Raw genomic sequence first — 22244 nt, 5'->3', positions numbered from 1 at the left:
GAATCGATGTATTGTCAGAAGGTAAACACCGAAATGAAAAGCCCCACGCTCACATTGAACAACGGTATCCAGATCCCCGCCCTCGGCCTTGGCGTCTATCAAAGCGGCCCCGAAGAAACCATTGATGTCGTGACAACCGCCATAACCAATGGTTATCGTCTGATTGACACCGCTGCCGCTTACGGTAACGAACGGCAAGTTGGCCAGGGCATCGCCAAGAGTGGCATCGACCGCTCCGAACTGTTCGTCATCACCAAGCTGTGGCTCAGTGATTATGGCTATGACCAGGCCCTCCACGCCTTTGATCGCAGCATGGGCAAGCTGGGTATCGACACGCTGGACATGTACCTGCTGCACTAGCCGATGCCGACCGAGTTCGAGTCCACGATCGGCGCGTGGAAGGCCGCTCAGAAGCTGTTGGAAGAGGGACGCGTGCGCGCCATTGGCGTGTGCAACTTTACCCCGGCGCACTTGGACACCCTGATTGAACATACCGGCATAGTGCCCGCCTTGAACCAGGTGGAATTGCACCCGTTCTTTGTGCAGAAGGCCCTGACAAAGGCGCATGAAAAGCATGGCATCATTACTCAGGCCTGGTCTCCAATCGGCGGCGTCCAACGTTACTCGGTCAAGGAAGGACAGCCGTCCCAGGACCCGCTGCAACATCCTGTCATTACTGAACTTGCCGACAAGTACGCCAAGACCGCAGCCCAGATTGTCCTGCGCTGGCATATCGAGCATGGCTTCTCGGCCATCCCGAAATCAGTCCGGGCACAGCGGATCGCCGAGAACATCGACATCTTCGACTTTGCCCTGACCCTGGATGAAGTGCAGGCTATAGATGCGCTCGACAGTGGCGCCCGCGGGGGCCCCGACCCGGAACAAGTGGACACCACACTCTACAGCTTCAAGATCAAGGATTGAGCCTGATTGCGTGTCCCAGAAGACGCTGGCGATACCAGGGCAAAAAGACTAATTCTCGACCGTGCAGGGCACCTTACTGTTCTGCGTCGGTCTATCTTGCTGTTTCACATAGGGTATTTCATGCATTTATTTATCAAGGGTTTTTCCATCGCTGCGCTATTGGGCGCATCCATGCTATCCGGTGCGGTATTTGCTGAGGAGCCGGTGGAAAGTGGCAATCCGCCCGAAGAAGTCACTCAGGCGGGCGATGTAGCCAGCAAGGTCGTGGTTGGATGGATTGAAAAGGGTCTGATTCTGCCTGAACAGACCGCGGTGAAAATCAAGATAGATTCCGGTGCGCTTATCTCGTCCATGCACGCGGTCAATCTGGAAGAGTTTACCCGCAAGGACAAAAAGTGGGTCCGCTACGACGTCACAGTGAAGGATGTAGATACTGACGAACGAGTGACCATGAATTTCGAACAACCGCTCTATCGGAAAATGACGGTGCGCGGTGCGGGGGGTGTGGATCATCGACCGGTGGTGAAGATGCGCATGTGCATCGGCAACCGCGTTTTCGAAGAACAGTTTTCCCTGCGCGACCGTAGCGATATGAACTACCCGGTACTGCTCGGCCGCAAGACCATCGACCATATTGGTCTGATCGATGTGGCGAGCACCTTCATGCTGCCCCTCGATTGCCCAGACAGCGCGCTGGAGCAGAACGCAGCCGCCAGCAGAGGATGATGGACGACGAGACGCTGATCGACGGTGTCACAGTTTTTTAACATGGCGGGGGGGGGGGTACCATAGCCTCTGCTGAAGGATCAGCACCCGTCGATAGCCCGGCCAAGCGCCGGGTTTTTCGTGTCTGCGGGAAAGCTCAACCGCAAGCCTCCATACTAAGTATCAGTGGTAAATACCAGGCGACCAACTATACCTTGATAGGCGTAAGTGGCATCCCGCCAGAATCCCCAGCACGTCGAAGCGTGATGTAGGGCCCTGAGTGACAGGCCGTAAGCGCGCGGCAGAGCTCTGCTAGACCTTGCGCAAAATCACCGGAGAAGATGATGGCTAGTAGCGTCGGAATTATCTGCACTACGGCACGATCGTGGGCCACGGTAGGTCGCCGAAGGAGTTTTATCAGCACGCTCCTCGCTTCGGCGCTGCTGTCCGCGACGTTCAGCGTGGGCGCCAGCCAGCAGACGAGTACAACAGCGAAGCACGAGTCTAGCACTTCAATTGCCCGCATTCAGGTTGATCCCAGCCACTCCGGAACCCCTATTGCGCCCGGCTTTCTTGGGTTCTCGCATGAGTGGGGACAGGCCCAGATGATGTTTGGCGATCCGGCGATAGGGGTGAACCGGATCTACCGCCAGTTGCTCAACAACCTACTGGCTTATGGCGGTGGCCCCCTTTCGATCCGTATCGGCGGCAGCACCACTGATCGGACCGGGGAACCCCGAGCCAATTCAGTCACGCCGCTCGCACAACTCTATGAAGACCTTGCCGCGCCGACGCCGGCCACGTCGTTCATTCTGGGGGTCAACATGGGCGCAAATGACCCGGCGCTCGCAGCGCGGCAGGCAAAGGCTTACCTAGACGGCATGCCCAAGGGCGCGGTCCGCGCGATCGAGATGGGCAACCAGCCGGATTTCTTCGCGTTCAACAAATACCGGCCTCAGGAATACAGCTTCGACGATTACCTGGGCGAGTTCCGGGTTTTCGCCCAGAGTATAAAGACCGCCGTGCCCGACAGTCCCGGGTTCATGGGACCGTCGAGCGGCGGTTTCGCCGGAATACCGGCTATTCCAATCGCACCGCTCACGGACTTCGGCACGCCCGACGACTGGCAAAAGCTGATCGATCAGGAAAGCGCGGAGCTGGAGCTCGTGAGCCAGCATGCCTACACGGGAGGTTCCACCCTGTGCGGCGATGATCCCGCACCCGGATTCCTGCTGCGCCCACTGTCATCCACCGAAGATCCAGGCCAGGCCGAGCCCTACGTCGCGGTCGCCAAGGCTGCGGGAAAACCCTACCGCATGGCCGAGATGAATTCGATTATGTGCTCCGGCGAGCCCGGCGTCAGCGATGCGTTTGAGACCGCCCTCTGGGCGTCGGACATTCTGTTCGAATACGCAGAGCTCGGGCTGGAAGGCGTGAACCTGCATAGCAACACCTGGAACACCATCCACGGATGGGATATCTATGGCGCCTTCCTGTTCGATGTACCGAAAGCGCAGTACAAGGCATCAAACACCGAGGCGAAGCCGCCTGAGGGCACGCGGTTTCCGGCCGATTACCAACTTCGCTCGGTGCTGCCGCTCTACTACGGGTTGCTGTTTTTCGCCGAGGCGACACCCAACCAATCCACGCTGCTTCCGGTCGACGTCGACTCGTCGGCTAACCTGAAGGTATGGGCTACGCGTGACACGACAACCAACAATATTGTCGTCGCAGTTCTCAACAAAGATCAAAGCGCATCCGGCACCGCGCAGATCAGCGTGCCAGGCTATTCAGTGGGCACAGTCAAGCGCCTCGAGGCACCGTCATTCAGTGCAAAGTCGGGAATTACCTTCGGTGGCCAAACGTTCGATGGCAGCCAGGACGGTCGACCGGTCGGGTCGGAGCGTCACGAAACCAGCACCGCAAAGGACGGTGTGTTCGAGGTCGAGATCGGGGCGGCGAGTGGTTTGTTGTTGACGCTGGAGAAATCGTCAATAGAGGCTCATCCCTGAGAAAATAGCGAGGCAGGACGACTGCCTCATCATGGGTAGGCCCGTGCGAACGTTGCGATTCCTACCCAGGGTCTGCTAACCCGGATAGGAATCTACCATCGACCAGGTCCTCGGCCTGCTCTCTCATTCAGCCGTCGTAGGCATATCGTCTGCAACAGGTTGCCACCGCCCGACTAATTCAGTAGAAGAGGATCAAAAGCTACAGTGAGACGCGGCATCCTGTGCTTGCAGCCGTCTCCACAGCCGCAATTAGCCGATGCAGCGCAACCGCATCATCAAAGGTGGGCGCCGTGCGCGTGCCGTTGCGTAAATCTGCTGCCATCCTGGCATATACGCGCGTCACATTGCCGGGGACAGGGTCTTGCGGCCAACCCGCCAGGTAGGAGTCAGGTATCTCAAGTGGGCGTAATGTCGTGTCCGCGTGGCTCGCGCCATGGATGGACAGGCGCACCATCTGCGCATGCCCATTCTCCCCCCTCACCTGCAGGTCGCCTTCACTACCATTGATTTCCCACAGCAATCCGGTGCCGCGAGGCATGCCGCCGCGATAGTGAATACTGAATGGCGCGCCGTTGTCGAGTAAGCAGTCGACCACCACCTGATCGTGTGATGTCATCGGTCTGGTCTCGCCGGTCTCAATGACATTGGCCGTTGTGCGCCGACTGGCAAGCCGAGCGGATAATTCGATGATGCCGCCCAGGACCGTGCGAACCGCAGCCATGGTATGGCCGAAGGGAATCGTCAGCATGGTGGCGCCGTTCTCGAGGTCCAGCAGGTACGCGTTCCGTTCCTCTACCGTGGCACCCCAGGCCATGCCGCTAGCGACCAGGCTGCTCGATAGGACCTCCCCTATGAATCCATCAGCAATTAACGCCGACAGGTACTCGACCTCGGGCGCAAACCGCGCCTGTGTTCCGACCACCCCGAGTATGCCTTTCTCCTGCGCCAAACGAGCCAGCTCCTGAGCTTCGGCAAGGCCGTTGCCCAGCGGCCATTCGCAATAAACCTGCTTTCCCGCCTGGATGGCCGCAGACACGATCTCGAAATGGTGCGGTACCTTCACCGTAACGACGACAATATCCACCTCTGGCGAGCCAACTAGTTCCGCCACACTGCTGAAAGCACGAGGAATACCGCAAGCCGCAGCAGCTGTCTGGGCGCTGGCGTGGCTGGTATTGGCAACCCCAACGATTTCAAAATCATCCGACAACGCCCGCAGGGCGGGCAGATGCGCCATGGCACCCCAGCTTCTTCCGGGCTGTATGCCGACAATGCCGACTTTGAAGCGATCCTTTGTCATTGGGAATTCCTCTGTTTGCTGTACGGCACCATGCACCGCACTGCCCTCGAAACATCTGAAGCACCTTTCAACGAAGTGCGGTATGTAGATAGCGCTTGATCGTACCGGACGATGACGACAGGCGTCCAACGATTGAATCTGCTCCGGCCCTTTATCCGCCAAGGGAGAAAGTAACTGAACTGAGAATTTCATGCCCTTGGCAATGTTGTGGGAAGGTGCACCGCAGTGACTGGGATACGCTTCCTTGCCCGAGGATTTACAGCAGCGACGGGCCTCCCGTAGAGTAGCCCAGCATCGGGATCGGTTGGCTGCTCTACGGGAGATGAGACTCAGGCACCGTACTGGGTCACGATTTCCAGTATTCCATTTATCAGAAATTGAACGCCCATACAGACCAGCAGAAAGCCCATAACGCGTGCGATTGCCTCTACCCCGCCCTCGCCTATGAGCTTGACGATCCTCCCGGCATAGCGCAGGCAGACCCAGAAGATAGCGCCTAGCACAATGAATACGATAACCGGCGCGAGCATGAGTGTCAGGGTCGAATAGGGAACGGTGCCGGGCCGTGTGGACGCGGCGGCACTGATGATGAACGCGATGGTGCCGGGCCCCGCAGTTCCCGGCAGAGCAAGCGGAACGAAGGCGATGTTGATGGGTTTGCGGCGAGCCGCCGCTTCTGCATTAGCCTCAGCCTCGGGTATTTCATCCACAGCGTGTGTTGGGAATAGCATGGTGAAGCCGATGAAAGCGACGATCAGCCCACCGGCGATTCGCAAGCCGGGAATTGAAATGCCAAATGATTGCATCACCCAATGTCCGGCAAAATAGGTGATTAGCATGATTGCCACAACATAAATCGTAGCCTGGGTGATTTGCCGGTTGCGCTCCTGTATCGACAGGGTGCGTCCCAATGACAGCAGCAGCGTAACCGATGTCAGCGGGTTGGCTAATGGCAGCATGAGCGCAACGCCCAACCCGACCACAGTGAATAATTCAATTACTTGATCCATGAGTCCCTCAAATTTTTAATGAATACCCCAGCAAGCTGGGTGCCGAAGCCATTTAGGCTATCACGGTTGCCGTTTTGGAATGGAGAGATCCGCGATAGGTCGCCAGCTGCCGCGCTGACCGGGACGGCAGACAACGCTGCCTGCCAGTTCGAGATTGCCATCACTCCCTGACCGCCACATGAACTATCCGATGCCACTCGGCCGCTGGCCATTGAGCATAGTGGCCTGATTGATGTGGCGACTATTTCATGTTGCCCCTAGATTGTTCTGGCAGCGCTTGGAAGAAGAGCGCACCAGCAGTGGATGCAGGGCGATGAAACGCTGGCCGATGACATTCGGATCAATTAACCGAATCAAGCCGAAGAAGATCAGGGTAGAGATGGACATCCACGACCGGAGACCGGTCGTGGATGTCGCCCTTATGCGCAGCCAATTGGATCGACCCAAAGCGGGCAGCAAAAGAGGCAGATGAATCATACATCAACATGAGAACCGAGGGTTTAGCCCCACCCCTCGAGAACAATTTTCCCCCGCGCCTTGCCTGTCTCGATCAGGGCGTGGGCGCGCTTCAGGTTGACTGCATTAATAGTCCCAAAACGCTCGGCCAGCGTGGTGCGAATCAATCCTGCATCAACAAGCTGAGCCACCTCATTAAGCAAATGATGTTGTCCCACCATGTCGCTGGTGGCGAACAGTGAGCGTGTGAACATCATCTCCCAGTGGACAGAAACGCTTTTGGTCTTGAACGAGGCAATATCCACCACCGCTGGGTCATCAATCAGTCCGAATTTACCCTGTGGGACAATGGCCATGACAACCTGCTCCAGATGGGCGGTGGTGTGAGCCAGGCTTACAATGTAGTCCACGGCACGGATGCCGGTGCGCTCCAGCTCCTCAGCAATTGGCTGGCTATGGTCGATTACATGATGAGCGCCCAATTCTTTTACCCAGGCCTGAGTTTCAGCCCGTGATGCAGTACCAATCACGGTCAGTGGCGTCAGGCGTCGAGCTAGTTGGGTCATGATGGACCCCACTCCGCCTGCGGCACCAATGATCAGCAGTGATTTGTCCGTGGGCTGCTTACCAGGTGCAATGCCGAAACGATCAAAAAGCATTTCCCAGGCAGTAATAGCAGTGAGCGGCAAGGCGGCGGCCTGAGCAAAGTCCAGAGACTTGGGCATATGGCCGACAATACGTTCATCGACCAAATGCAGCTCGCTATTGGTGCCGGCGCGCGCAATGGAGCCGGCGTAGTAGACCTGGTCCCCGACGTTGAAAAGCGTCACGTCATCTCCCACAGCCCGGACAACGCCACTGGCGTCGTAGCCTAATATTTTATAATCATCGCCGTCGTTGGGATTGCTTACGACATCTGCACGCACTTTGGTATCGGCCGGATTGACCGAGACAGCCCTGATTTCAACAAGCAGGTCGCGACCGGTAGCGATGGGCTTCGGAAGAAGAATATCCATCAAAGAATCGGCTCGAGCAATATTCCCCGGATGTTTATAGCCAACGGCTTTCATCGTATTCATGGTTTCCTCAGGTTACTTTCCAGACACCCCCACAGCAGTCTTCATTGAAAACTGGGCCGATGCCGAGCGTACAGGTTACCTACTGAATGCCCTAAGTGCAGTCCGAATTCTGTATGCGATACCGTCCGCAGCCACTCACTGCAAACCCTGCCCGGTACCGGACTACGATATTTGCAGAGACGACGCTGATCGAAGCATAACGTTGAAAGGTCTTAGGCTCGATCACAACACGCTCAGCCCCAGGCCGCCACAACCACCGTGTAATTATTTAGAGTTTCCGCTCAAGCATAGCCCAGGGTACGGCCCATGTTGTTGCCAATTAAGTCGTTAACGGTCAGCAAGCTACCCCCACTTTAGCTGTAGGGATTTTTTTGATAGGTAGATTGCAACTGAGCGACAGCACTCGTCGAAGGCATTGTTCTTCTGCGGCGAGGACCACCATGCGCCCATCTGGTATCAGAACCAGGCAGACAGCGTGAGTGAACCGAACTGATCATGCTCAGCCTGGCCATGGAATTCCCGCGTACGCCAGACGCTGGCGAATGCCATCTGCCAGCTGTTCCAGGTCAGCGCAACGCCCGCCTTGGTGTCTCCGACCCATTCGCGGCTATCTACCGAATGGCTGTCGGTAAAAGTATTACCGTCCAGCAACATATTGTGCGCCATGTAGCGGCCTTCCAGATTGGCGAAAAGGCTCCACGCAAACCCACCGTTCTGATCAAAGTACGTGCTACCGCCTTGCGCCGGTGCAACCGACGGAAGACTGAAGCTGCGTTCCAGCCCTTGCCCTATACGCAGTCCCAAACCTGCCGAGCCATAGGTATAGAGATTACCCAACGAAACACCCAGGCTCGGGCCGTATTCCAGCTCCAACCCAGCAAAGCGGTGCTGCAGCCACCAGCGTCTCTGATAGCCAACGTTAACGAAGGGTTCGTTGCTCAATTGGTGATTCCAGCCCTTGGGTTCGTCACTACCGGTGACTTTGTGCACTCCACGCTGGATTCTCTTGCCTCCCGCCCCCGGTCCAACCAGGCCGGCATCCATATGCAAACCACTGACCTCACGCCAGCCATCACGGGCAATGTCGCCAAACATCGACACACCGACAAACAACAGACCGGCATAGGGTCTATCCTCCTCGATCAGCTCAGTGGCCTCAATCTCATTAGGCGTGTATAACTGGTGACCGAAACGATAGGTAACATAGTCGATGTCACTGACTAACCAATTAGGGGTCGTACCAGCCAATCGTACCGACCAGTGATCGGACTCCGGTCGGAAGGATCGCATCAGTTCAACGCCATTGCTGTAGTGGCCATCACTATCGCTGGCGATGATATCGTTCTCGATTTTCAATGAATAAAGATCTGCCTGACTGACAAGCGGAACAAGACCGGTGATCACAGCGACGGATAAACGATGATGTAGGCGCTGGGCTGCCATATTGCTACTCCTGATTACATACAACGGTGAATGTATGTAATCCTAGTTCAGAGTTTGCCGTTTCGCCCACCGTTTATATGAAATTTATCAGCATCAAGGCGAAGCCTAATCCAGCAGTAGCATTAGGGTATGGTCAATTTGGCCAGGCATGGAAGGCTAAGCATGACCGGCAGCAATCGGCCAACAGCTGCCGGTCATCACTGCCCGGCTACAACACCAATCATCGGCTGGAGTACCTGTATCTATCGTTATCTCACTTCGGCCAGAGGCGGCTGCTCGAGGAGTCTACGAAGCTAGTACCGATTCAGTAAATGACGCTCATTTTCGTGCCCGCGAAAAACTTCAGGAAAAATACGTATAGCTCTACATGTGTAAATGGCCTAGCTCCGCCTCGTTGGTTCTGATAGCTTTTTGCTACGATCTACCATCAGGGAGGAAAAACAGTGGATGTTCAGGCAGAGATTCGTACATGGTTACTAAAGCAAAATGATTGGCTACAAGAGGCCGCTGACAGGCTTCTGAAAAATGGAGAGCTGAGTCCGGCGGACATTACAGCCTTGGTGGCCATACTCAAGACTCCAGCAGGCCAAAAACCTACTAAGCACCGCGGTTTCGTGGAGTTGACCAACAATCCAAAGGTAGGAGATGAGCTGCGGCTGGTTCGAATCGCCGAGGTTGTCGGGATCGAGAATCTGGAGCCCCGCGTTCCACTTGAATTTGGCAGCGCGAACCTCACCGTAATCTACGGCCACAACGGATCAGGTAAATCCAGCTATACCCGCATTCTCAAAAAGGTGTCGGGCAAGCCAAGGGCCGTTGACCTGAAAGCCAATGTGTTCAAGGCCGCTCCTGCGCACAGCAAATGCAGTATCACCTCTCAGCTTAACGGCGTAGAGAGCTTGCATGAGTGGAGCGTAGAAGGCGACGCCGTCGACACACTGCGAGGCATCGACATCTTCGACAGTGACGAGGCCAGCCACTACCTGACAGCTGAAAGCGCTGCGACCTACATCCCTCCCGTCATCAGTCTCTTTGAGAAGCTTGCTTCCGCAGTCGAAATGGTTCGACAGAGCCTTGAGTCCGAGCAACGCGCACTGGTCAGCGCATTACCCGTGCTCCCACCGATTTACGGCACAACCCCCTCCAAGAAGCTGTACAGCGAGCTTGGCAAGTTGTCCGTAGCTGAACTTGGAACGGCCCTGCGTTGGGCCGCCGAAGACGAGCTTCGACTTGTAGAGCTAGTGGAACGCCTCAAGACTGAAGATCCCTCCTCGCTGGCACAACAGAAACGACGCACCAAGGCCGAGCTCCAAAAAATCATCAGTGCACTCCAGCAAGCGTCTACTGCTTTTGGTATCGACAACATCCAGGCACTGCGCCTATTAAGACAAGATGCGGTGTCCAAACGACAAATTGCGGTCGAGGGCGCCAAGGTAAAGTCAGCCGCGCTTGAAGGGGTGGGTACCGCCACATGGCGTGCGATGTGGGAGGCTGCCAGGCTCTATTCCGCAACGCCATATCCGGAAACTGCCTTTCCGGCGACTGCGGATGCACGGTGCGTGCTATGTCACCAAGAACTGTCTGAAGATGCGCAGCAGCGTTTAAAGGACTTTGAATCCTTCGTGCACAGCAAGCTTGAATCAGATGCCAAGACCGCTGAAGCAGAGTACAAAGCGGGTCTTGATCAACTGCCAGGCATCACGGCTGAACAAGATATGCAGACCCAGTGCCAGGCTGCCGGCGTGACAGATGAAGCTTGGTGGAATTACCTCAAAGGATTCTGGCAGCAAGCGCTTTCAGCAAAAAACGCTCTGATTGCCCATGAGGTCAACCAAGCTGCAAACCCCGTTCACCCAGTCGATGAAAACCTCGCCAAGTTGACGGAATATCGAAATGAACTGGAAGCAACCGCCACCCAGTACGATCAGGATGCTCTGGGTTTTGATAGAGTGCAGGCGACGAATCAAAAGCTCGCGTTGGAAGCCAAGAAGTGGATTACAGAGCAAGCTGCGGCTATTGGCGTCGAGGTTGATCGTCTGCGCAAGGTGAAAGACTATGAGTCTTGGAAAGGGTTGGCAGGCACTCGGGCGATATCGATGAAATCAGCAGAAGTGACCCAGGCCGTCGTCACCGAGGCGTACGTTGAACGCTTCAATCGTGAGCTCCTGGCACTCGGAGCAACCCGTATACAAGTCGAAATGGTCAAGACCAGAACTCGCAACGCCAAGGTACTGCATCAGCTCAAGCTCAAAGGTGCTCAAAACGGTCGCGCCATGCCCGACAGTGTCTTGAGTGAAGGGGAACGTCGCATCATCTCCCTTGCGGCATTTCTGGCCGATGTCTGTGATAAGCCGGGAGCGGCCCCTTTCCTATTTGATGATCCTATCTCCTCCCTCGACCATGATTTCGAGTGGTTTGTGGCATGCCGCCTCGTTGAGCTCGCCAAAACCAGACAGGTGATAGTGCTCACTCACCGATTGTCCCTTTACGGAATCCTGGAGGACCTGGCCCGAAAGGAAGGCGAGAAGTGGAAAGCAGCTCACCACCAACCTATGTGCATCGAGGCCTACGCTGGTGTTGCTGGCCACCCGGCAGATCAGGACGTTTGGAACGCCAATACAAAAAAGGCCAACAACCTGTTGGTGACCAAGCTGGATACCGCGCGCAAGGCGGGTGAGGCGGGTGGTGGTGCTGCCTACCGGATGCTCGCCCAGGGAATTTGCAGTGAGTTTCGCAAGCTGATTGAGCGGTCAGTTGAAGAGGATTTGCTCAACAAGGTCGTGCTCCGGCATCGGCGTAGCATTACCACCGATAACCGTCTGCATGCTATTCACGGCATCGAACCACAGGACTGCAAGCTGATTGATACATTGATGACTAAGTACAGTTGCTACGAGCACAGTCAATCTAGTGAAATTCCCGTATTTATCCCAGATGAGCCAGAGCTGCGTCAGGACTTGGAAGCACTCAAAGCCTGGCGTGAGGATTTGAGCAAGCGACGAGCCGAAGCGGCTTAGTCGTAGTCGCGTCAGAAATCGGATAATGGTACTAGGCTCATCCGCCTTCAAACGCGGGGCATGAATTGCCCCGCGTTTCCCAGGCATATCGAAGGACTGGTATTGGCCGGATAGCGCCGGTCTGGTTTAAGGCGGCGCTATCGCTGGTCAGACCTCGGTCTGTTCTGCCATATCAAGAGCGTCGTCCACTTCGATTCCTAAATACCGGACCGTGCTTTCCAACTTCGTGTGGCCCAGTAGAAGCTGAACGGCCCTGAGGTTCTTCGTCCTACGGTAGATCAGTGAAGCCTTGGTGCGCCTTAGCGTGTGGGTGCCGTACATGGCCGGATCAAGATCAATGGATATTACCCAGGCTTTGACGATTCGAGCGTATTGTCTGATGGAAAGGTGGGCTGAGGCGTGCAATCTGCTCGGAAACAGGAAATCCTCACTTCGCAGTTGGGCCTTATGTATCCAGGCTTCTAGAGCCGTCCGGGTTTGTTCGGTGATTTCGAACTGGACTGGTCGATGAGTTTTCTGCTGCATCACAATTGCCCGAGACGATACTTGTGCACCATGGGCGATGTCGCGCACCCGTAGCTTCGTCAAGTCACAGGCCCGTAACTTGCTGTCGATTGCCAAATTAAAAAGAGCTAGATCTCGAGTTTTCTCAGCAATTTGGAGCCTTACTCGAATAGACCAGATATCTCTGAGCCGAAGCGGCGCTTTCTGCCCGATTAGCTTGCCTTTATTCCAGGGTTCATGAGCAATAGTGGTGTTCATGGCTTGTCCTCCACATCATGGAAGATAACAATGAATCCCTTGGCTAAAGGAGCCAATCTGTAAAATGCTGATACGGCTTGCTGTCGGTAAAAACTCCAGTATCGAGAACGGAATGAGGCACATTCAAAATGGAAATTGATCAGCTGCTTGCACGCTCGGCGTTATTAGAAGACCGTCTTGCTAGCTTCCTTTCACTACCTCTATTCGAAAGTACCAGTCGCCTCCGAGCGTCCAGGTCGCTTGCAAGCCTTGGATTTGAGCATGCTCAGAGCGTTAAGTATTTGGTGGCAGCAGGCTTGTGCACATCTGCGGCGGCTCTCCTTAGGATTCAGTATGAATCTCTTGTTCGCGCGCTGTGGACGTTTTATGTGGCAACAGACGAACAAACTGAGTTAATACTTCAGGAGCTCACTGAGCAAAGCGCCAAGAAGGCCAGCAAAATCCCGATGCTTAGCCAAATGCTAGTGGAAATTGAGGAGAAGGCCCCGCACGCTCCCGTGGCGCATCTGAAGGAGTTCAAACATTACTCTTGGCGACCGCTGAGTTCATTCGTGCACGGGGGTATACATGCGGTGAATCGACACGGAAAAGGTTTCCCACTAGAGCTGATTTTGATGGAAGTACGGCACTCGAATGGGCTACTCGGAATTGCGGGCAACCTGCTTCTGATCCTTGCTGGTGTTCCACCAGAGGCCGGGGAAATGGCCGGTATTTACGCAGAGTTCAAAGATTGTTTCCCACCTGTTGATCCTCCTTTCAAACGGCGGTCTGAACCAGCGCATTGATCTGTTTGGAGAATATCTCCTTCGGTTGACGGGAATCCGCTCTTAGCCGTTTTTCCGCCCGTCAATCTAGGCGGCTTTCGGCCAGAGGCGGTCATTAACAGATTACAAAATCCTGGCCGATGCAGACTGCTGTATCTGGTTCTGGGGGCGAGGTGTGAAGATAAGCTTGGCCTCGATGCCAGGGAGACTCAGTCCGTCGGAGGGTATGTGCCTGGGCTACAGCTAGTCCATTCTAGGCTCTCTGGGGTGGCTGAAAGGATCTAGATATTTACATTTCTAGATATATAGATTAGAATTTCGACCATTCGGCAGCCCCTTGATCAGCGCTCCTATTGAAAGTGCGTTGAGCTAAAGCCGTCTCAGAAGCGAGATGAAGCGCCTCTTTAAATCTATATTTCCCGATATCTGGATTTGCTAATGAATAGAAACAAGCTGTTTAGCTCGACAAAGATCGGCCCCCATGACCTCCGTAATCGTATTGTGCTGCCGCCGCTCACTCGCTCGCGTAGCTCGCAGCCAGGGAACATCCCCAACGACTTAATGGCCACCTACTATCGACAACGAGCTAGTGCGGGTTTCATGGTCACAGAGGGCACTCAGATCGAGCCACGGGGCCAGGGCTATGCTTGGACTCCGGGAATTCACAGCCAAGAACAAATCGAAGGCTGGAAGAAAGTCACCGAAGCGGTACATGCAGAGGGCGGTGTAATTTTTGCGCAGCTCTGGCACGTTGGTCGGGTGTCCCACACCTCGCTGCAGCCAAATGGCGATGCTCCTGTAGCGCCATCAGCACTGCCAGCACGTAGCGTGAAGGTGTTCATCGAAACGGGACCAGGTACCGGTACCTTGGCGGATCCGTCTGAGCCAAGGGAGCTTTCCACTGCAGAGGTGAAAGAGCTCGTCCAGCTCTACGCCAAAGCAGCACATAATGCCCTAGAGGCCGGTTTCGATGGGGTAGAGCTGCACTGCGCCAATGGTTATCTGGTAAACCAATTCATCTCAGCGCACACCAACTGCCGCACGGATGAGTATGGTGGCAGCCTGCAGAACCGCCTGCGATTCTTGCGCGAGATAACACAAGCTGTTGCTGACGTGGTGGGCGCTGATCGTTTAGGTGTTCGATTTGCTCCACTGTTTGCAAGCACCGATGAGCTTCGGGTCTATCTAGGCCTTGTGGAAGATAATCCACACGAGACTTACATTGAGGCCGTCAAAGTGCTCGAGGAAATCGGTGTCGCTTACTTGTCGCTGGCCGAAGCAGACTGGGATGAGGCTCCAGAGCTGCCAGATACATTCCGCAACGCTGTACGAGGGGTCTTCAGTGGCCGCATTCTGTATGCGGGGAAGTACACAGCGGAGCGTGCCGCCGCAGCGATTGACGCTGGCTGGGCTGACTTAATCGCATTTGGTCGCGCCTTCATTGCCAACCCAGACCTTCCACAACGGATCGCCAATGGCTGGCCGCTCAATCCACTGGATGCCAGCAGCATGTATGGTGGTACCGATAAAGGGTATGTTGATTACCCCTTCTACAAAGGCTGACAGCCATGGAGCTGCGCGCCTCGTCGGAATGCGCGCAGCAACTGAAATCGAAATATCGTAAAATAGCGAAAAGCCAGCCATGTGCCATTTACTATGAACATCGATCTCAGCGAAGCGCTAAAGGCTCTGGATAATCCCACACGCCTCACCATCCTAACCTTGCTCAAGAATCCGAGGAAGAATTTTCCCGAGCAGGAAGCAGATCCTGGTCAGCTTGGTGTGTGCGTAAGCATCATCCAGGAACGAGTAGGGCTGTCCCAGTCGACCGTATCAAACTACCTCGCAGCCCTTCAGAGAGCTCAGCTGGTTACGTCTCAGCGCATTGGTCCCTGGACTTACTACAAACGCAATGAGAATAAGATCGAGCAGTTGCTGAATGCGCTTGAGAAGACCATTTGATACTTAGGCGTCGAATAGCTGCTGCTTATCGGTGTTGTTGTAGCTCTCAGGCGGCATGAGCTTCGCCGATCACGAATGGCTGCTTCTGGCCGATTCCAGTCATTCGATCTGGCCGGAAATCAGTAGAAGCGCATATTGAATACCAAACACGTCTGGCGCCGCCTTGATGCGCCCAAACCCTTGCCGACATGAGCACTCACAAAGCATACCAATGCAAGGAAAGTCCCTAACCTTTTCACCGAGCTGCGCGAAGAGGGACATCTCTTCCTGGTTAGAAAATCGACATTGTTGTTCATGCGACACTCCTGGTTGCCGTTAGGACGGGGGAGCGCAACAATAAGCGGTAGCATGCCAAACGCAGAAGACCGAATCTTACGCGAGCTTCTACGGCCTACGGAGTTGAAAGAACGCGAAGCTTGCTGGAGCGGTACGGCTGGCATGCCTCCGGCTCCGGAGCTCGCTGCTGGTGCGCAGCAATGTCGATAGAGTAGATAAACGCGAATGGCCTGAACACACGAATCCAACAACCGCGGTCAAACATCGATGCCCCCACCCCTCAAAATCGCCCGTATTTACATGCGTGTCAGCACAGATTCGCAGGACCTTGAACGTCAGGAAAGCCTCATAGAGACGGCCAAATCTTCCGGCTACTACGTAGCTGGTGTTTATCGGGAAAAGGCCTCCGGAGCCCGCCCAGACCGCCCCTAGCTATCTCGAATGATATCCGACCTGCAATCTGGCGAAGTTGTCGTCGCAGAGAAAATTGACCGGATCAGTCGCCTACCTCTGCCTGAGGCTGAGCTTCTCGTGGCCTCTATCCGTGCCAAAGGTGCCCGTCTTGCTGTGCCTGGCGTAGTCGACCTCACCGATCTGGCTGCGGAGTCAAAAGGCGTGGCCAAGGTGGTGCTGGAGTCGGTTCAGGAAATGCTCCTGAAACTGGCGCTACAGATAGCCCATGACGATTATGAAGACCGGCGTGAGCGACAGCGGCAGGGCATTGAGTTGGCGAGAAAGGCCGGGAAATACGCGGGCCGAAAAACCAACCATGATATTCACTGTCAACGCCGGTTTAAAAGTGACCCACTTATCAGCAATATCGCCGATCCAAAACTGACCCACCCTTGGCGTTTAAGCGTTGGTTAATAATTCTTGGCTGCTGGTCGAGATCGGTGCGATACCAGCCGTTTTCTTGTCTTTCAGTCGATAGCTTTCCCCCCGGATCTGGACGATGTGCGCATGGTGTAACAGCCGATCCAGCAGCGCAGCGGTTAACGTAGTGTCGTTATCGAAGGCGCTAGCCCACTGTGAGAACGGGAGGTTGCTGGTGACGATGACGCTGCCTTGCTCGTAGCGTTTGGCGATGACATTGAAGAACAGGTTGGCTTCCTCGCGACCAAACGGCAGATAGCCAATTTCATCGATGATCAACAGCCGCGGTGCCAAGACGTTGCGTTTCAGGTACTGATCCAGACGCTCCTGTTTGCGGGCAATGACCAGTTGCAGCATCAGGTCGGCAGCGGCAATGAAGCGCGTCTTGATGCCCTGGCTGACGGCCTTGTAACCCAGGCTGATGGCCAGGTGGCTTTTGCCAACGCCACTGGGGCCTAGCAGAACCACGTTCTCTGCCCGCTCCACGAAGGCCATGCTTGTCAGTTCATTCAGTTGTTTGCGGGGGGCGCCGCTGGCGAACTTGAAGTCATAATCCTCAAAGAGCTTTCGTCCTGGGAAGCCCGCGAACTTCAGCAAAGTCTCTCGGGATCGTTGTGAGCGAGCGTTCAGCTCTAGGGAAGGTCTGAAAAAGACTTCCTGAAAAGGTAAAATGCGTCAGCGCCATTTTCGAGACCACCGCATGAAACAGATGAGCTTTGCAGACGCCGAATACGCTGGTAAACGTAAGCAGACCCGCCGTGAGCGCTTTCTGCTGGAAATGGATCAAGTGGTTCCCTGGAAGCCATTGCTGGCGCTGATCGAGCCGCACTATCCCAAGGGCGAAGGTGGTCGACCTGCTTACCCGCTCGACGCGATGCTGCGAGTTCATCTGATGCAGAACTGGTTTGGGTACAGCGATCCAGCGATGGAAGAAGCGCTGTATGAAACCACCATCTTGCGACTCTTCGCGGGCCTTCAACTTGATCGCATTCCGGATGAAACCACTATTCTCAAATTCCGTCGGCTGCTGGAACGCTACGGCCTGTCCACGGCGTTGTTCGAAGTGGTCAATCGTTACCTGGGTGAGCACGGGCTAATGCTGCGCCACGGCACCGTGGTCGATGCAACCATCATTCATGCACCCAGTTCGACCAAGAACAAAGAAGGTAAGCGCGATCCCGAGATGCATCAGACCAAGAAGGGTAACCAGTATTATTTTGGCATGAAGGCCCACATTGGCGTTGATGCTGAGTCAGGGCTGGTTCACAGTCTCGTGGGGACGGCGGCCAATGCGGGCGATGTTACTCAGGTAGACAAGCTTCTGCATGGCGAAGAAACCCATGTATGCGGTGACGCCGGCTATACCGGCGTTCAGAAACGGGATGAACACAAAGGGCGCAAGCAGGTGGTCTGGTCGATTGCGATGCGCCCAGGCAAGCTCAAGACATTGAGCAAAACCAAGCTGATCGAGAAAGGCTTGCGCCGAATCGAGCGGGCCAAAGCCAGTACACGAGCCAAGGTCGAGCATCCGTTTCGAGTGATCAAATGCCAGTTCGGATTCACCAAGGTGCGCTACAAGGGCCTGGCGAAGAACACGGCCCAGTTGCATACCTTGTTCGCCCTGGCCAACCTATGGATGGCCCGAAAACAGCTGTTAAGTGCAGGATAAATCCGCCCGGAGTACTGGGTACAGCGGCCTGGATGGCCGAAAAGGGGCTGCAACGCGCTGAAAACGCGACTGAGGGCGATGAAATCGTTCCTGAAATGTTTTTTTTGTGAGTCGAGGTCATAATCGCCGCCCATATGGCCGGTATTTCAGACCTTCCCTAGGTTTAATAGCTGCTCCAGGAAGTCAGCCAATGTGGCCTCGTGCGAGGCTGAATGGTCGGCGATTGCCGCCCATTCGCTGGCCAGGGTGTCAAGCTTGAGGTCTGCGCAGGCCTGCTGAATACGTTGGTGCTGCAGATTCATGGACGGATCTCCAGCAGCCGGTCGTACACGCTGAGGGGATGCTGGAAGCTTTCTCTCGGAACGGGCCGAGTGGATATCGGCCTGTGCTGAGTCGCCAGTAGCCGTGATGGCAGGGGCATGAGTTCAAAACGTTCCTGATCCAGCAGAATCTGAGGCTTGATACCGGTGGTGCCATGGATGCGCTGATGCGCTACCTGCTCCAGCCACGGACCTATGTGCGCATTGGCCGTGGCTACGTCCAACCGCAATCCGGCTTGATTGAGGGTCGCTGCCAGAGGCGTGATAAAACTGCTCTTCAAATAGCCATTGAAGCGTTCAACCTTGCCCTTGGTGCGAGCGCGGTAGGGCAGGCAGGCGCGGGCGATAAAGCCATAGTCCTGCGCCGTAGACAACAGCTGAGCATTCCAGCGATGACGGCCTTCGCCGTATGCATCGCGCTCGATCATGATGGCCTTGGCGTTGTCGAACAGGATTTCCTGCGGAACCCCGCCGAAGTATTGGCAAGCTTCTTCGATGCCACTTAACCAATCTTCCTGGCGCTCATGCTCAGAGAACCGGACATACGTGGCGCGACTGAATCCCAGCGTGGCGACAAAGGCTTTAATCGTGCGCCGGTGGCGGTTAATGGTCGTAAAGTCGACCTGCATCTGTTTGCCTGGGGGCGTCTCAAAGCGAACCACCGGATCAGACTCAACGGCTTTGAAATCAGCAACGTAGCACTTGAGCTGGCTGATCCCGCCAGCATAACCGCGATCCTGAATCTCTCTTAACAGTACTGTTGCAGGTATCCAGTGTGGCTTCGCTGATTCGATCCGTGCCAGTAAATAATCTTTGTAGGGATCCAGCTTGGTCGCTCGCTGCGGTCGCTCTGGATAGCTGGGCACCGCGCTCAGGTCTCGCAGATAGCGGCGCACGGTGTTACGAGACAGGCCCAGCTTCTGAGCGATGGCGCGAATACTGTCGCCCTGACGATGCAATACATGAATTTCCACAAGTGCCTCCTGAGTCAACATCGGCCGCCGCTCTGATCATCTGATTAGGCGGCCATTTTGCCCAGGTGGGTCAATTTTAAGTCGGCGTTGGTGGGTCAGTATTACTCCGGCGGTGACAATTCACAACCGCATCATCGCGCTGCGTTCGGCGGGTCACAGCATTGCAGCGACGGCCAAGCTGGCCGGGTGCAGCGAGAGCCAGGTCAAGCGGGTATGGGCGATGCATCGCAGCTCCGCTACGCCCAGGCAGTGATCTTTAACCAATCATCGCAACCAACCCGGGCCCTTCATTTCTCACGTTGCCCACCTCCTTGGCTACCTTGTGCCAACTGAACAGGCCAACCGGCTCACTGGCAAGCAAAACCCGCTCCGCCTGCCCTGCTTCCATCTCCGGATCTAACCATTCTGCCGCGCTCTCCGGAGATAACACCACCGGGCGACGGTCATGGATGTCGACCATACCTCCTTCACTGTCGGCGGTGATTATTACAAACCCATCCTCCTCACCGGGCTGGCCATCATTGCGCGGGAACTGACCAATACAGGCAAAGTACAGCGGCTCACCGTCGCGCCTATGGATGTAATACGGCTGTTTCCGCTTAGGTTCAGCCGGGTCGGCTACCCATTCGTACCAACCATCTGCAGGTACGACACACCTTCCAGTTTGCCAAACGTTCCTGAAAAACCTGCTTGTCGCTACAGTTTCCAGGCGTGCATTGATAGTCGGCGGTCGCTTCCCCTTCGCCCAGAAAGGGGCGTAACCCCAGAGCATTGGCTCAAACCTCAATCCGTCCAGATCCCTGCGTATGGTCATGACTTGGGACCGCGGTGCAACGTTGTACCGATTGATCGGATGGGGTGTGACCTCGCTTCGGAGCGGAGCATCCAGACCAATAGGTGCCAGGTAATCCCAAGCCACTCGATACTGTGCAAACCGGCCGCACATACCCACCTCCCGCTCGATTTCAATTGACGCCAGCCTGCCACAGGAATACTGTATTTATATACAGCAACGTCGTTGGTGAGAAACATGAACACTGCAGTCATATTAGGCCCGCTCGGCCAGTCGTCCACTAAGCTGCCCTTCTATTCCTACCGTGTCCCCGCCGGGTTCCCGAGCCCGGCGTTTTTCCCATATCGTTTTTTATGTCAATGCGCAGGCCTGTTTTAATAAACATATATAAAACAATGATATACCGGATAAATAATCGATCTTGCCTACCTTAATAGCGCTGACAACTATCAGCGCGGTTCGCTTCCTTCACTGATTCCCGCCAAGATCCCACAATCGGTTGCTTCGCGCTTATCCGAGCAACGCCCTCTCAGTGCAACAAGCTGCCTCTCAAGTTCATGTAGAGCAGTTATCTGCGATCGCACATGAACAATGTGGTCATCGAGCATCGTGTTCACCGCTGCACAAGACTGGTGAGGATCGTCCTTCTAACATCGAACGTTATCTTGGAAGAGGGTTTGACAATGGATGATTGCTGCGACAGCAAGGGCAGTGAGCTTGCCAAACTGCGCGAGAAGCAGAGCCGGGTGCTCTACATCGTGCTTGCCATAAACGCTGTTATGTTCGTTGTCGAGTTTACGGCCGGCTGGGTCGTGAACTCGACCGCGTTGCTCGGCGATTCGCTAGACATGTTCGGCGATACCCTGGTTTATGCCATCTCGCTTTTCGTGCTGCACCGTGGCACTCGCGCCCGGGCGGGGGCTGCCCTTTTCAAAAGTGGCTTTCTTTTACTATTCAGCATCTTAATTATCGGTGAAGCCATCCGTAAGAGCTTCTTGGGCGTGGTGCCAGAGGCGGAGTGGATGGGTCTGATCGGTCTTGTTGCGCTCGCCGCCAACCTGAGCTGCCTGGCGTTGCTTTATAGTCACCGCAGCGACGACATCAATATGAGCTCGACTTGGTTGTGCTCGCGAAACGATGTTATCGCCAACCTAAGCGTGTTAGGCGCGGCCGGGCTAGTCATGCTGACCCAGTCGCAGTGGCCGGATCTGATCGTTGGGGTGGCACTCGCGCTACTGTACCTGCACTCTTCCGTTCAGGTCGGGCGGGATGCTTGGCCAAAGTGGCGCGGTCGCGATGAACAGCAAGGCGCTGGCAGTGAAGCTGGTGTCGTAGCCCCATCGAGTAGCTGCTGTAAACCTGATGCCGTGACGAAGCAAGAGGCCGGCTGTGAAACGAATGCCGTGGCACAACCGGCCGGCTGTTGCGAAAGCCGCACCGTAACGCCCGCAGACACTTGCTGTGGAACGGGTTCGACAGAGGCTTTTTACAGACAGGGCATTTCCCATCCGAGAGCAGATGCAGCAGAAAAAAAGCGAGGGAGCCCTAAATGACAAAATTGTCATTTAGGGCTAATCCTCTCGTCAGGCTTGAACTGGATAATAGCGGCATGGAATTCATACCCAATGCCAAGCCGAGGGCGCTATGACATATCGCAACATGATGGCCGTATTTAGCATGGCTTTTGTCTTGATGGGAGCCAGTACAGCAGTGCAGGCTGAAGATGGGAGCTTGAAATTGAGGACGATGCTTGCCGATCGTCACGGATATGGTCTGCCTCTTGATGAGCGTAAGGGCAATGAAGTAAAAGAGCGTAAGCAGCGTATCCTGAATAATGATGAGTTATTCTTGAAAACGACAGAAAAATCAGATCCAGCGAACAGATAATTTCAGTTTCATCTCTTG

The 22244-nt window shown here is 55.2% G+C and carries 19 protein-coding genes and 5 pseudogenes; 13 read left to right on the top strand and 11 right to left on the bottom strand.

Features of this window, described 5'->3' with window-relative positions; genetic code table 11:
- Positions 1-6: 6 nt before the first annotated feature.
- The 3 genes and pseudogenes from BLU11_RS03485 to BLU11_RS03475 all read left to right on the top strand — a co-directional run bounded on the left by BLU11_RS03485 (position 7) and on the right by BLU11_RS03475 (position 3641).
- Positions 7-924 (top strand): annotated as a pseudogene (locus BLU11_RS03485) (aldo/keto reductase).
- 120 nt (positions 925-1044) lie between these two features.
- Complete coding sequence (gene rloA3, locus BLU11_RS03480) at positions 1045-1650, top strand: retropepsin-like aspartic peptidase RloA3 (protein ID WP_090272057.1); 606 nt, start codon at positions 1045-1047, stop codon at positions 1648-1650.
- A 323-nt stretch (positions 1651-1973) separates the two neighbouring features.
- Complete coding sequence (locus BLU11_RS03475; protein ID WP_157718535.1) at positions 1974-3641, top strand: glycosyl hydrolase family 79 C-terminal domain-containing protein; 1668 nt, start codon at positions 1974-1976, stop codon at positions 3639-3641.
- 199 nt (positions 3642-3840) lie between these two features.
- Here the strand turns inward: BLU11_RS03475 and BLU11_RS03470 are convergent, their stop codons facing one another.
- From BLU11_RS03470 to BLU11_RS03455, 5 genes are all read right to left on the bottom strand, one after another.
- Positions 3841-4941: a Gfo/Idh/MocA family protein gene (locus BLU11_RS03470; protein ID WP_090272055.1), complete on the bottom strand. Its 1101-nt coding sequence runs from the start codon at positions 4939-4941 to the stop codon at positions 3841-3843.
- Between the two features lie 329 nt (positions 4942-5270).
- Positions 5271-5951 carry a MarC family NAAT transporter gene (locus BLU11_RS03465; RefSeq protein WP_090272054.1) on the bottom strand — a complete coding sequence of 227 codons (681 nt, stop codon included), beginning with the start codon at positions 5949-5951 and terminating at the stop codon, positions 5271-5273.
- 246 nt (positions 5952-6197) lie between these two features.
- The gene (locus BLU11_RS19185) at positions 6198-6338 is read right to left on the bottom strand and encodes a hypothetical protein (protein WP_157718533.1); all 141 of its coding nucleotides are present in this window, start codon (positions 6336-6338) and stop codon (positions 6198-6200) included.
- 113 nt (positions 6339-6451) lie between these two features.
- Positions 6452-7477, bottom strand: coding sequence for a zinc-binding alcohol dehydrogenase family protein (locus BLU11_RS03460; protein ID WP_090276212.1), 1026 nt, complete (start codon positions 7475-7477; stop codon positions 6452-6454).
- 465 nt (positions 7478-7942) lie between these two features.
- Complete coding sequence (locus BLU11_RS03455; protein WP_090272053.1) at positions 7943-8929, bottom strand: lipid A deacylase LpxR family protein; 987 nt, start codon at positions 8927-8929, stop codon at positions 7943-7945.
- A 443-nt stretch (positions 8930-9372) separates the two neighbouring features.
- Between BLU11_RS03455 and BLU11_RS03450 the strand changes: the two genes are divergently transcribed.
- Positions 9373-11946 (top strand): AAA family ATPase, encoded by a 2574-nt coding sequence (locus tag BLU11_RS03450; RefSeq protein ID WP_090272052.1) that lies wholly within the window; start codon positions 9373-9375, stop codon positions 11944-11946.
- Between the two features lie 147 nt (positions 11947-12093).
- Here BLU11_RS03450 and BLU11_RS03445 read toward each other — a convergent pair whose 3' ends face one another.
- Positions 12094-12708, bottom strand: a complete 615-nt coding sequence (locus BLU11_RS03445; protein WP_090272051.1) for a tyrosine-type recombinase/integrase — start codon at positions 12706-12708, stop codon at positions 12094-12096.
- Between the two features lie 128 nt (positions 12709-12836).
- On the opposite strand from BLU11_RS03445, the gene BLU11_RS03440 reads away from it, so the two are divergent.
- The 4 genes and pseudogenes from BLU11_RS03440 to BLU11_RS03425 all read left to right on the top strand — a co-directional run.
- Positions 12837-13493: a DUF6988 family protein gene (locus BLU11_RS03440; RefSeq protein ID WP_090272050.1), complete on the top strand. Its 657-nt coding sequence runs from the start codon at positions 12837-12839 to the stop codon at positions 13491-13493.
- 417 nt (positions 13494-13910) lie between these two features.
- On the top strand, positions 13911-15035 hold the full coding sequence (locus BLU11_RS03435; RefSeq protein WP_090272049.1) for an alkene reductase: 1125 nt from the start codon (positions 13911-13913) through the stop codon (positions 15033-15035).
- 93 nt (positions 15036-15128) lie between these two features.
- Positions 15129-15434, top strand: a complete 306-nt coding sequence (locus tag BLU11_RS03430; RefSeq protein WP_090272048.1) for an ArsR/SmtB family transcription factor — start codon at positions 15129-15131, stop codon at positions 15432-15434.
- Between the two features lie 543 nt (positions 15435-15977).
- Positions 15978-16496: pseudogene (locus BLU11_RS03425) on the top strand (recombinase family protein); the annotation flags it as partial.
- A gap of 66 nt (positions 16497-16562) precedes the next feature.
- On the opposite strand, the pseudogene istB reads toward BLU11_RS03425, so the two are convergent.
- Positions 16563-17204 (bottom strand): annotated as a pseudogene (gene istB, locus BLU11_RS03420) (IS21-like element helper ATPase IstB); the annotation flags it as partial.
- Positions 17205-17283: 79 nt separating this feature from the next.
- Here istB and BLU11_RS03415 point away from each other — a divergent pair.
- Positions 17284-18252, top strand: coding sequence for an IS5 family transposase (locus BLU11_RS03415; protein WP_090276209.1), 969 nt, complete (start codon positions 17284-17286; stop codon positions 18250-18252).
- 146 nt (positions 18253-18398) lie between these two features.
- Here BLU11_RS03415 and BLU11_RS19180 read toward each other — a convergent pair whose 3' ends face one another.
- Together BLU11_RS19180 and istA are read right to left on the bottom strand one after the other, a co-directional pair.
- The gene (locus BLU11_RS19180) at positions 18399-18554 is read right to left on the bottom strand and encodes a hypothetical protein (protein ID WP_197674253.1); all 156 of its coding nucleotides are present in this window, start codon (positions 18552-18554) and stop codon (positions 18399-18401) included.
- Positions 18551-19567, bottom strand: coding sequence for an IS21 family transposase (gene istA, locus BLU11_RS03410; RefSeq protein WP_090272046.1), 1017 nt, complete (start codon positions 19565-19567; stop codon positions 18551-18553). The genes BLU11_RS19180 and istA overlap by 4 nt, the downstream gene beginning before the upstream one ends.
- A 91-nt stretch (positions 19568-19658) precedes the next feature.
- On the opposite strand from istA, the gene BLU11_RS03405 reads away from it, so the two are divergent.
- Positions 19659-19799, top strand: a complete 141-nt coding sequence (locus tag BLU11_RS03405) for a helix-turn-helix domain-containing protein (RefSeq protein ID WP_231702266.1) — start codon at positions 19659-19661, stop codon at positions 19797-19799.
- 3 nt (positions 19800-19802) lie between these two features.
- Here the strand turns inward: BLU11_RS03405 and BLU11_RS03400 are convergent, their stop codons facing one another.
- Positions 19803-20492 carry an SOS response-associated peptidase gene (locus BLU11_RS03400; protein WP_090272045.1) on the bottom strand — a complete coding sequence of 230 codons (690 nt, stop codon included), beginning with the start codon at positions 20490-20492 and terminating at the stop codon, positions 19803-19805.
- An 84-nt stretch (positions 20493-20576) separates the two neighbouring features.
- Here BLU11_RS03400 and BLU11_RS19780 point away from each other — a divergent pair.
- Positions 20577-20672, top strand: a pseudogene (locus tag BLU11_RS19780) (peptidase S24); the annotation flags it as partial.
- 116 nt (positions 20673-20788) lie between these two features.
- Here BLU11_RS19780 and BLU11_RS03395 read toward each other — a convergent pair.
- Positions 20789-20986, bottom strand: a pseudogene (locus tag BLU11_RS03395) (MerR family DNA-binding protein); the annotation flags it as partial.
- On the opposite strand from BLU11_RS03395, the gene BLU11_RS03390 reads away from it, so the two are divergent.
- Positions 20924-21892 (top strand): cation transporter, encoded by a 969-nt coding sequence (locus BLU11_RS03390; protein ID WP_231702265.1) that lies wholly within the window; start codon positions 20924-20926, stop codon positions 21890-21892. The pseudogene BLU11_RS03395 and the gene BLU11_RS03390 sit on opposite strands and share 63 nt — an antisense overlap.
- Before the next feature lie 91 nt (positions 21893-21983).
- Positions 21984-22226 carry a hypothetical protein gene (locus tag BLU11_RS03385; protein WP_090272043.1) on the top strand — a complete coding sequence of 81 codons (243 nt, stop codon included), beginning with the start codon at positions 21984-21986 and terminating at the stop codon, positions 22224-22226.
- Positions 22227-22244 lie beyond the last annotated feature (18 nt).

The organism is Halopseudomonas litoralis (genome assembly GCF_900105005.1).
GTDB classification, from domain to species: Bacteria; Pseudomonadota; Gammaproteobacteria; order Pseudomonadales; family Pseudomonadaceae; genus Halopseudomonas; species Halopseudomonas litoralis.
This window is presented reverse-complemented; position numbering and strand designations above follow the sequence as displayed.

Coding starts and splice junctions, on each gene's coding strand:
- BLU11_RS03430 (WP_090272048.1), top strand. CDS start 15,129: ATGAACATCGATCTCAGCGAAGCGCTAAAGGCTCTGGATAATCCCACA.
- BLU11_RS03415 (WP_090276209.1), top strand. CDS start 17,284: ATGAAACAGATGAGCTTTGCAGACGCCGAATACGCTGGTAAACGTAAG.
- BLU11_RS03440 (WP_090272050.1), top strand. CDS start 12,837: ATGGAAATTGATCAGCTGCTTGCACGCTCGGCGTTATTAGAAGACCGT.
- rloA3 (WP_090272057.1), top strand. CDS start 1,045: ATGCATTTATTTATCAAGGGTTTTTCCATCGCTGCGCTATTGGGCGCA.
- BLU11_RS03385 (WP_090272043.1), top strand. CDS start 21,984: ATGACATATCGCAACATGATGGCCGTATTTAGCATGGCTTTTGTCTTG.
- BLU11_RS03435 (WP_090272049.1), top strand. CDS start 13,911: ATGAATAGAAACAAGCTGTTTAGCTCGACAAAGATCGGCCCCCATGAC.
- BLU11_RS03445 (WP_090272051.1), bottom strand. CDS start 12,708: ATGAACACCACTATTGCTCATGAACCCTGGAATAAAGGCAAGCTAATC.
- istA (WP_090272046.1), bottom strand. CDS start 19,567: ATGTTGACTCAGGAGGCACTTGTGGAAATTCATGTATTGCATCGTCAG.
- BLU11_RS03475 (WP_157718535.1), top strand. CDS start 1,974: ATGGCTAGTAGCGTCGGAATTATCTGCACTACGGCACGATCGTGGGCC.
- BLU11_RS03470 (WP_090272055.1), bottom strand. CDS start 4,941: ATGACAAAGGATCGCTTCAAAGTCGGCATTGTCGGCATACAGCCCGGA.
- BLU11_RS03455 (WP_090272053.1), bottom strand. CDS start 8,929: ATGGCAGCCCAGCGCCTACATCATCGTTTATCCGTCGCTGTGATCACC.
- BLU11_RS19185 (WP_157718533.1), bottom strand. CDS start 6,338: ATGTCCATCTCTACCCTGATCTTCTTCGGCTTGATTCGGTTAATTGAT.
- BLU11_RS03460 (WP_090276212.1), bottom strand. CDS start 7,477: ATGAAAGCCGTTGGCTATAAACATCCGGGGAATATTGCTCGAGCCGAT.
- BLU11_RS19180 (WP_197674253.1), bottom strand. CDS start 18,554: ATGAATCTGCAGCACCAACGTATTCAGCAGGCCTGCGCAGACCTCAAG.
- BLU11_RS03465 (WP_090272054.1), bottom strand. CDS start 5,951: ATGGATCAAGTAATTGAATTATTCACTGTGGTCGGGTTGGGCGTTGCG.
- BLU11_RS03390 (WP_231702265.1), top strand. CDS start 20,924: ATGAACAATGTGGTCATCGAGCATCGTGTTCACCGCTGCACAAGACTG.
- BLU11_RS03400 (WP_090272045.1), bottom strand. CDS start 20,492: ATGTGCGGCCGGTTTGCACAGTATCGAGTGGCTTGGGATTACCTGGCA.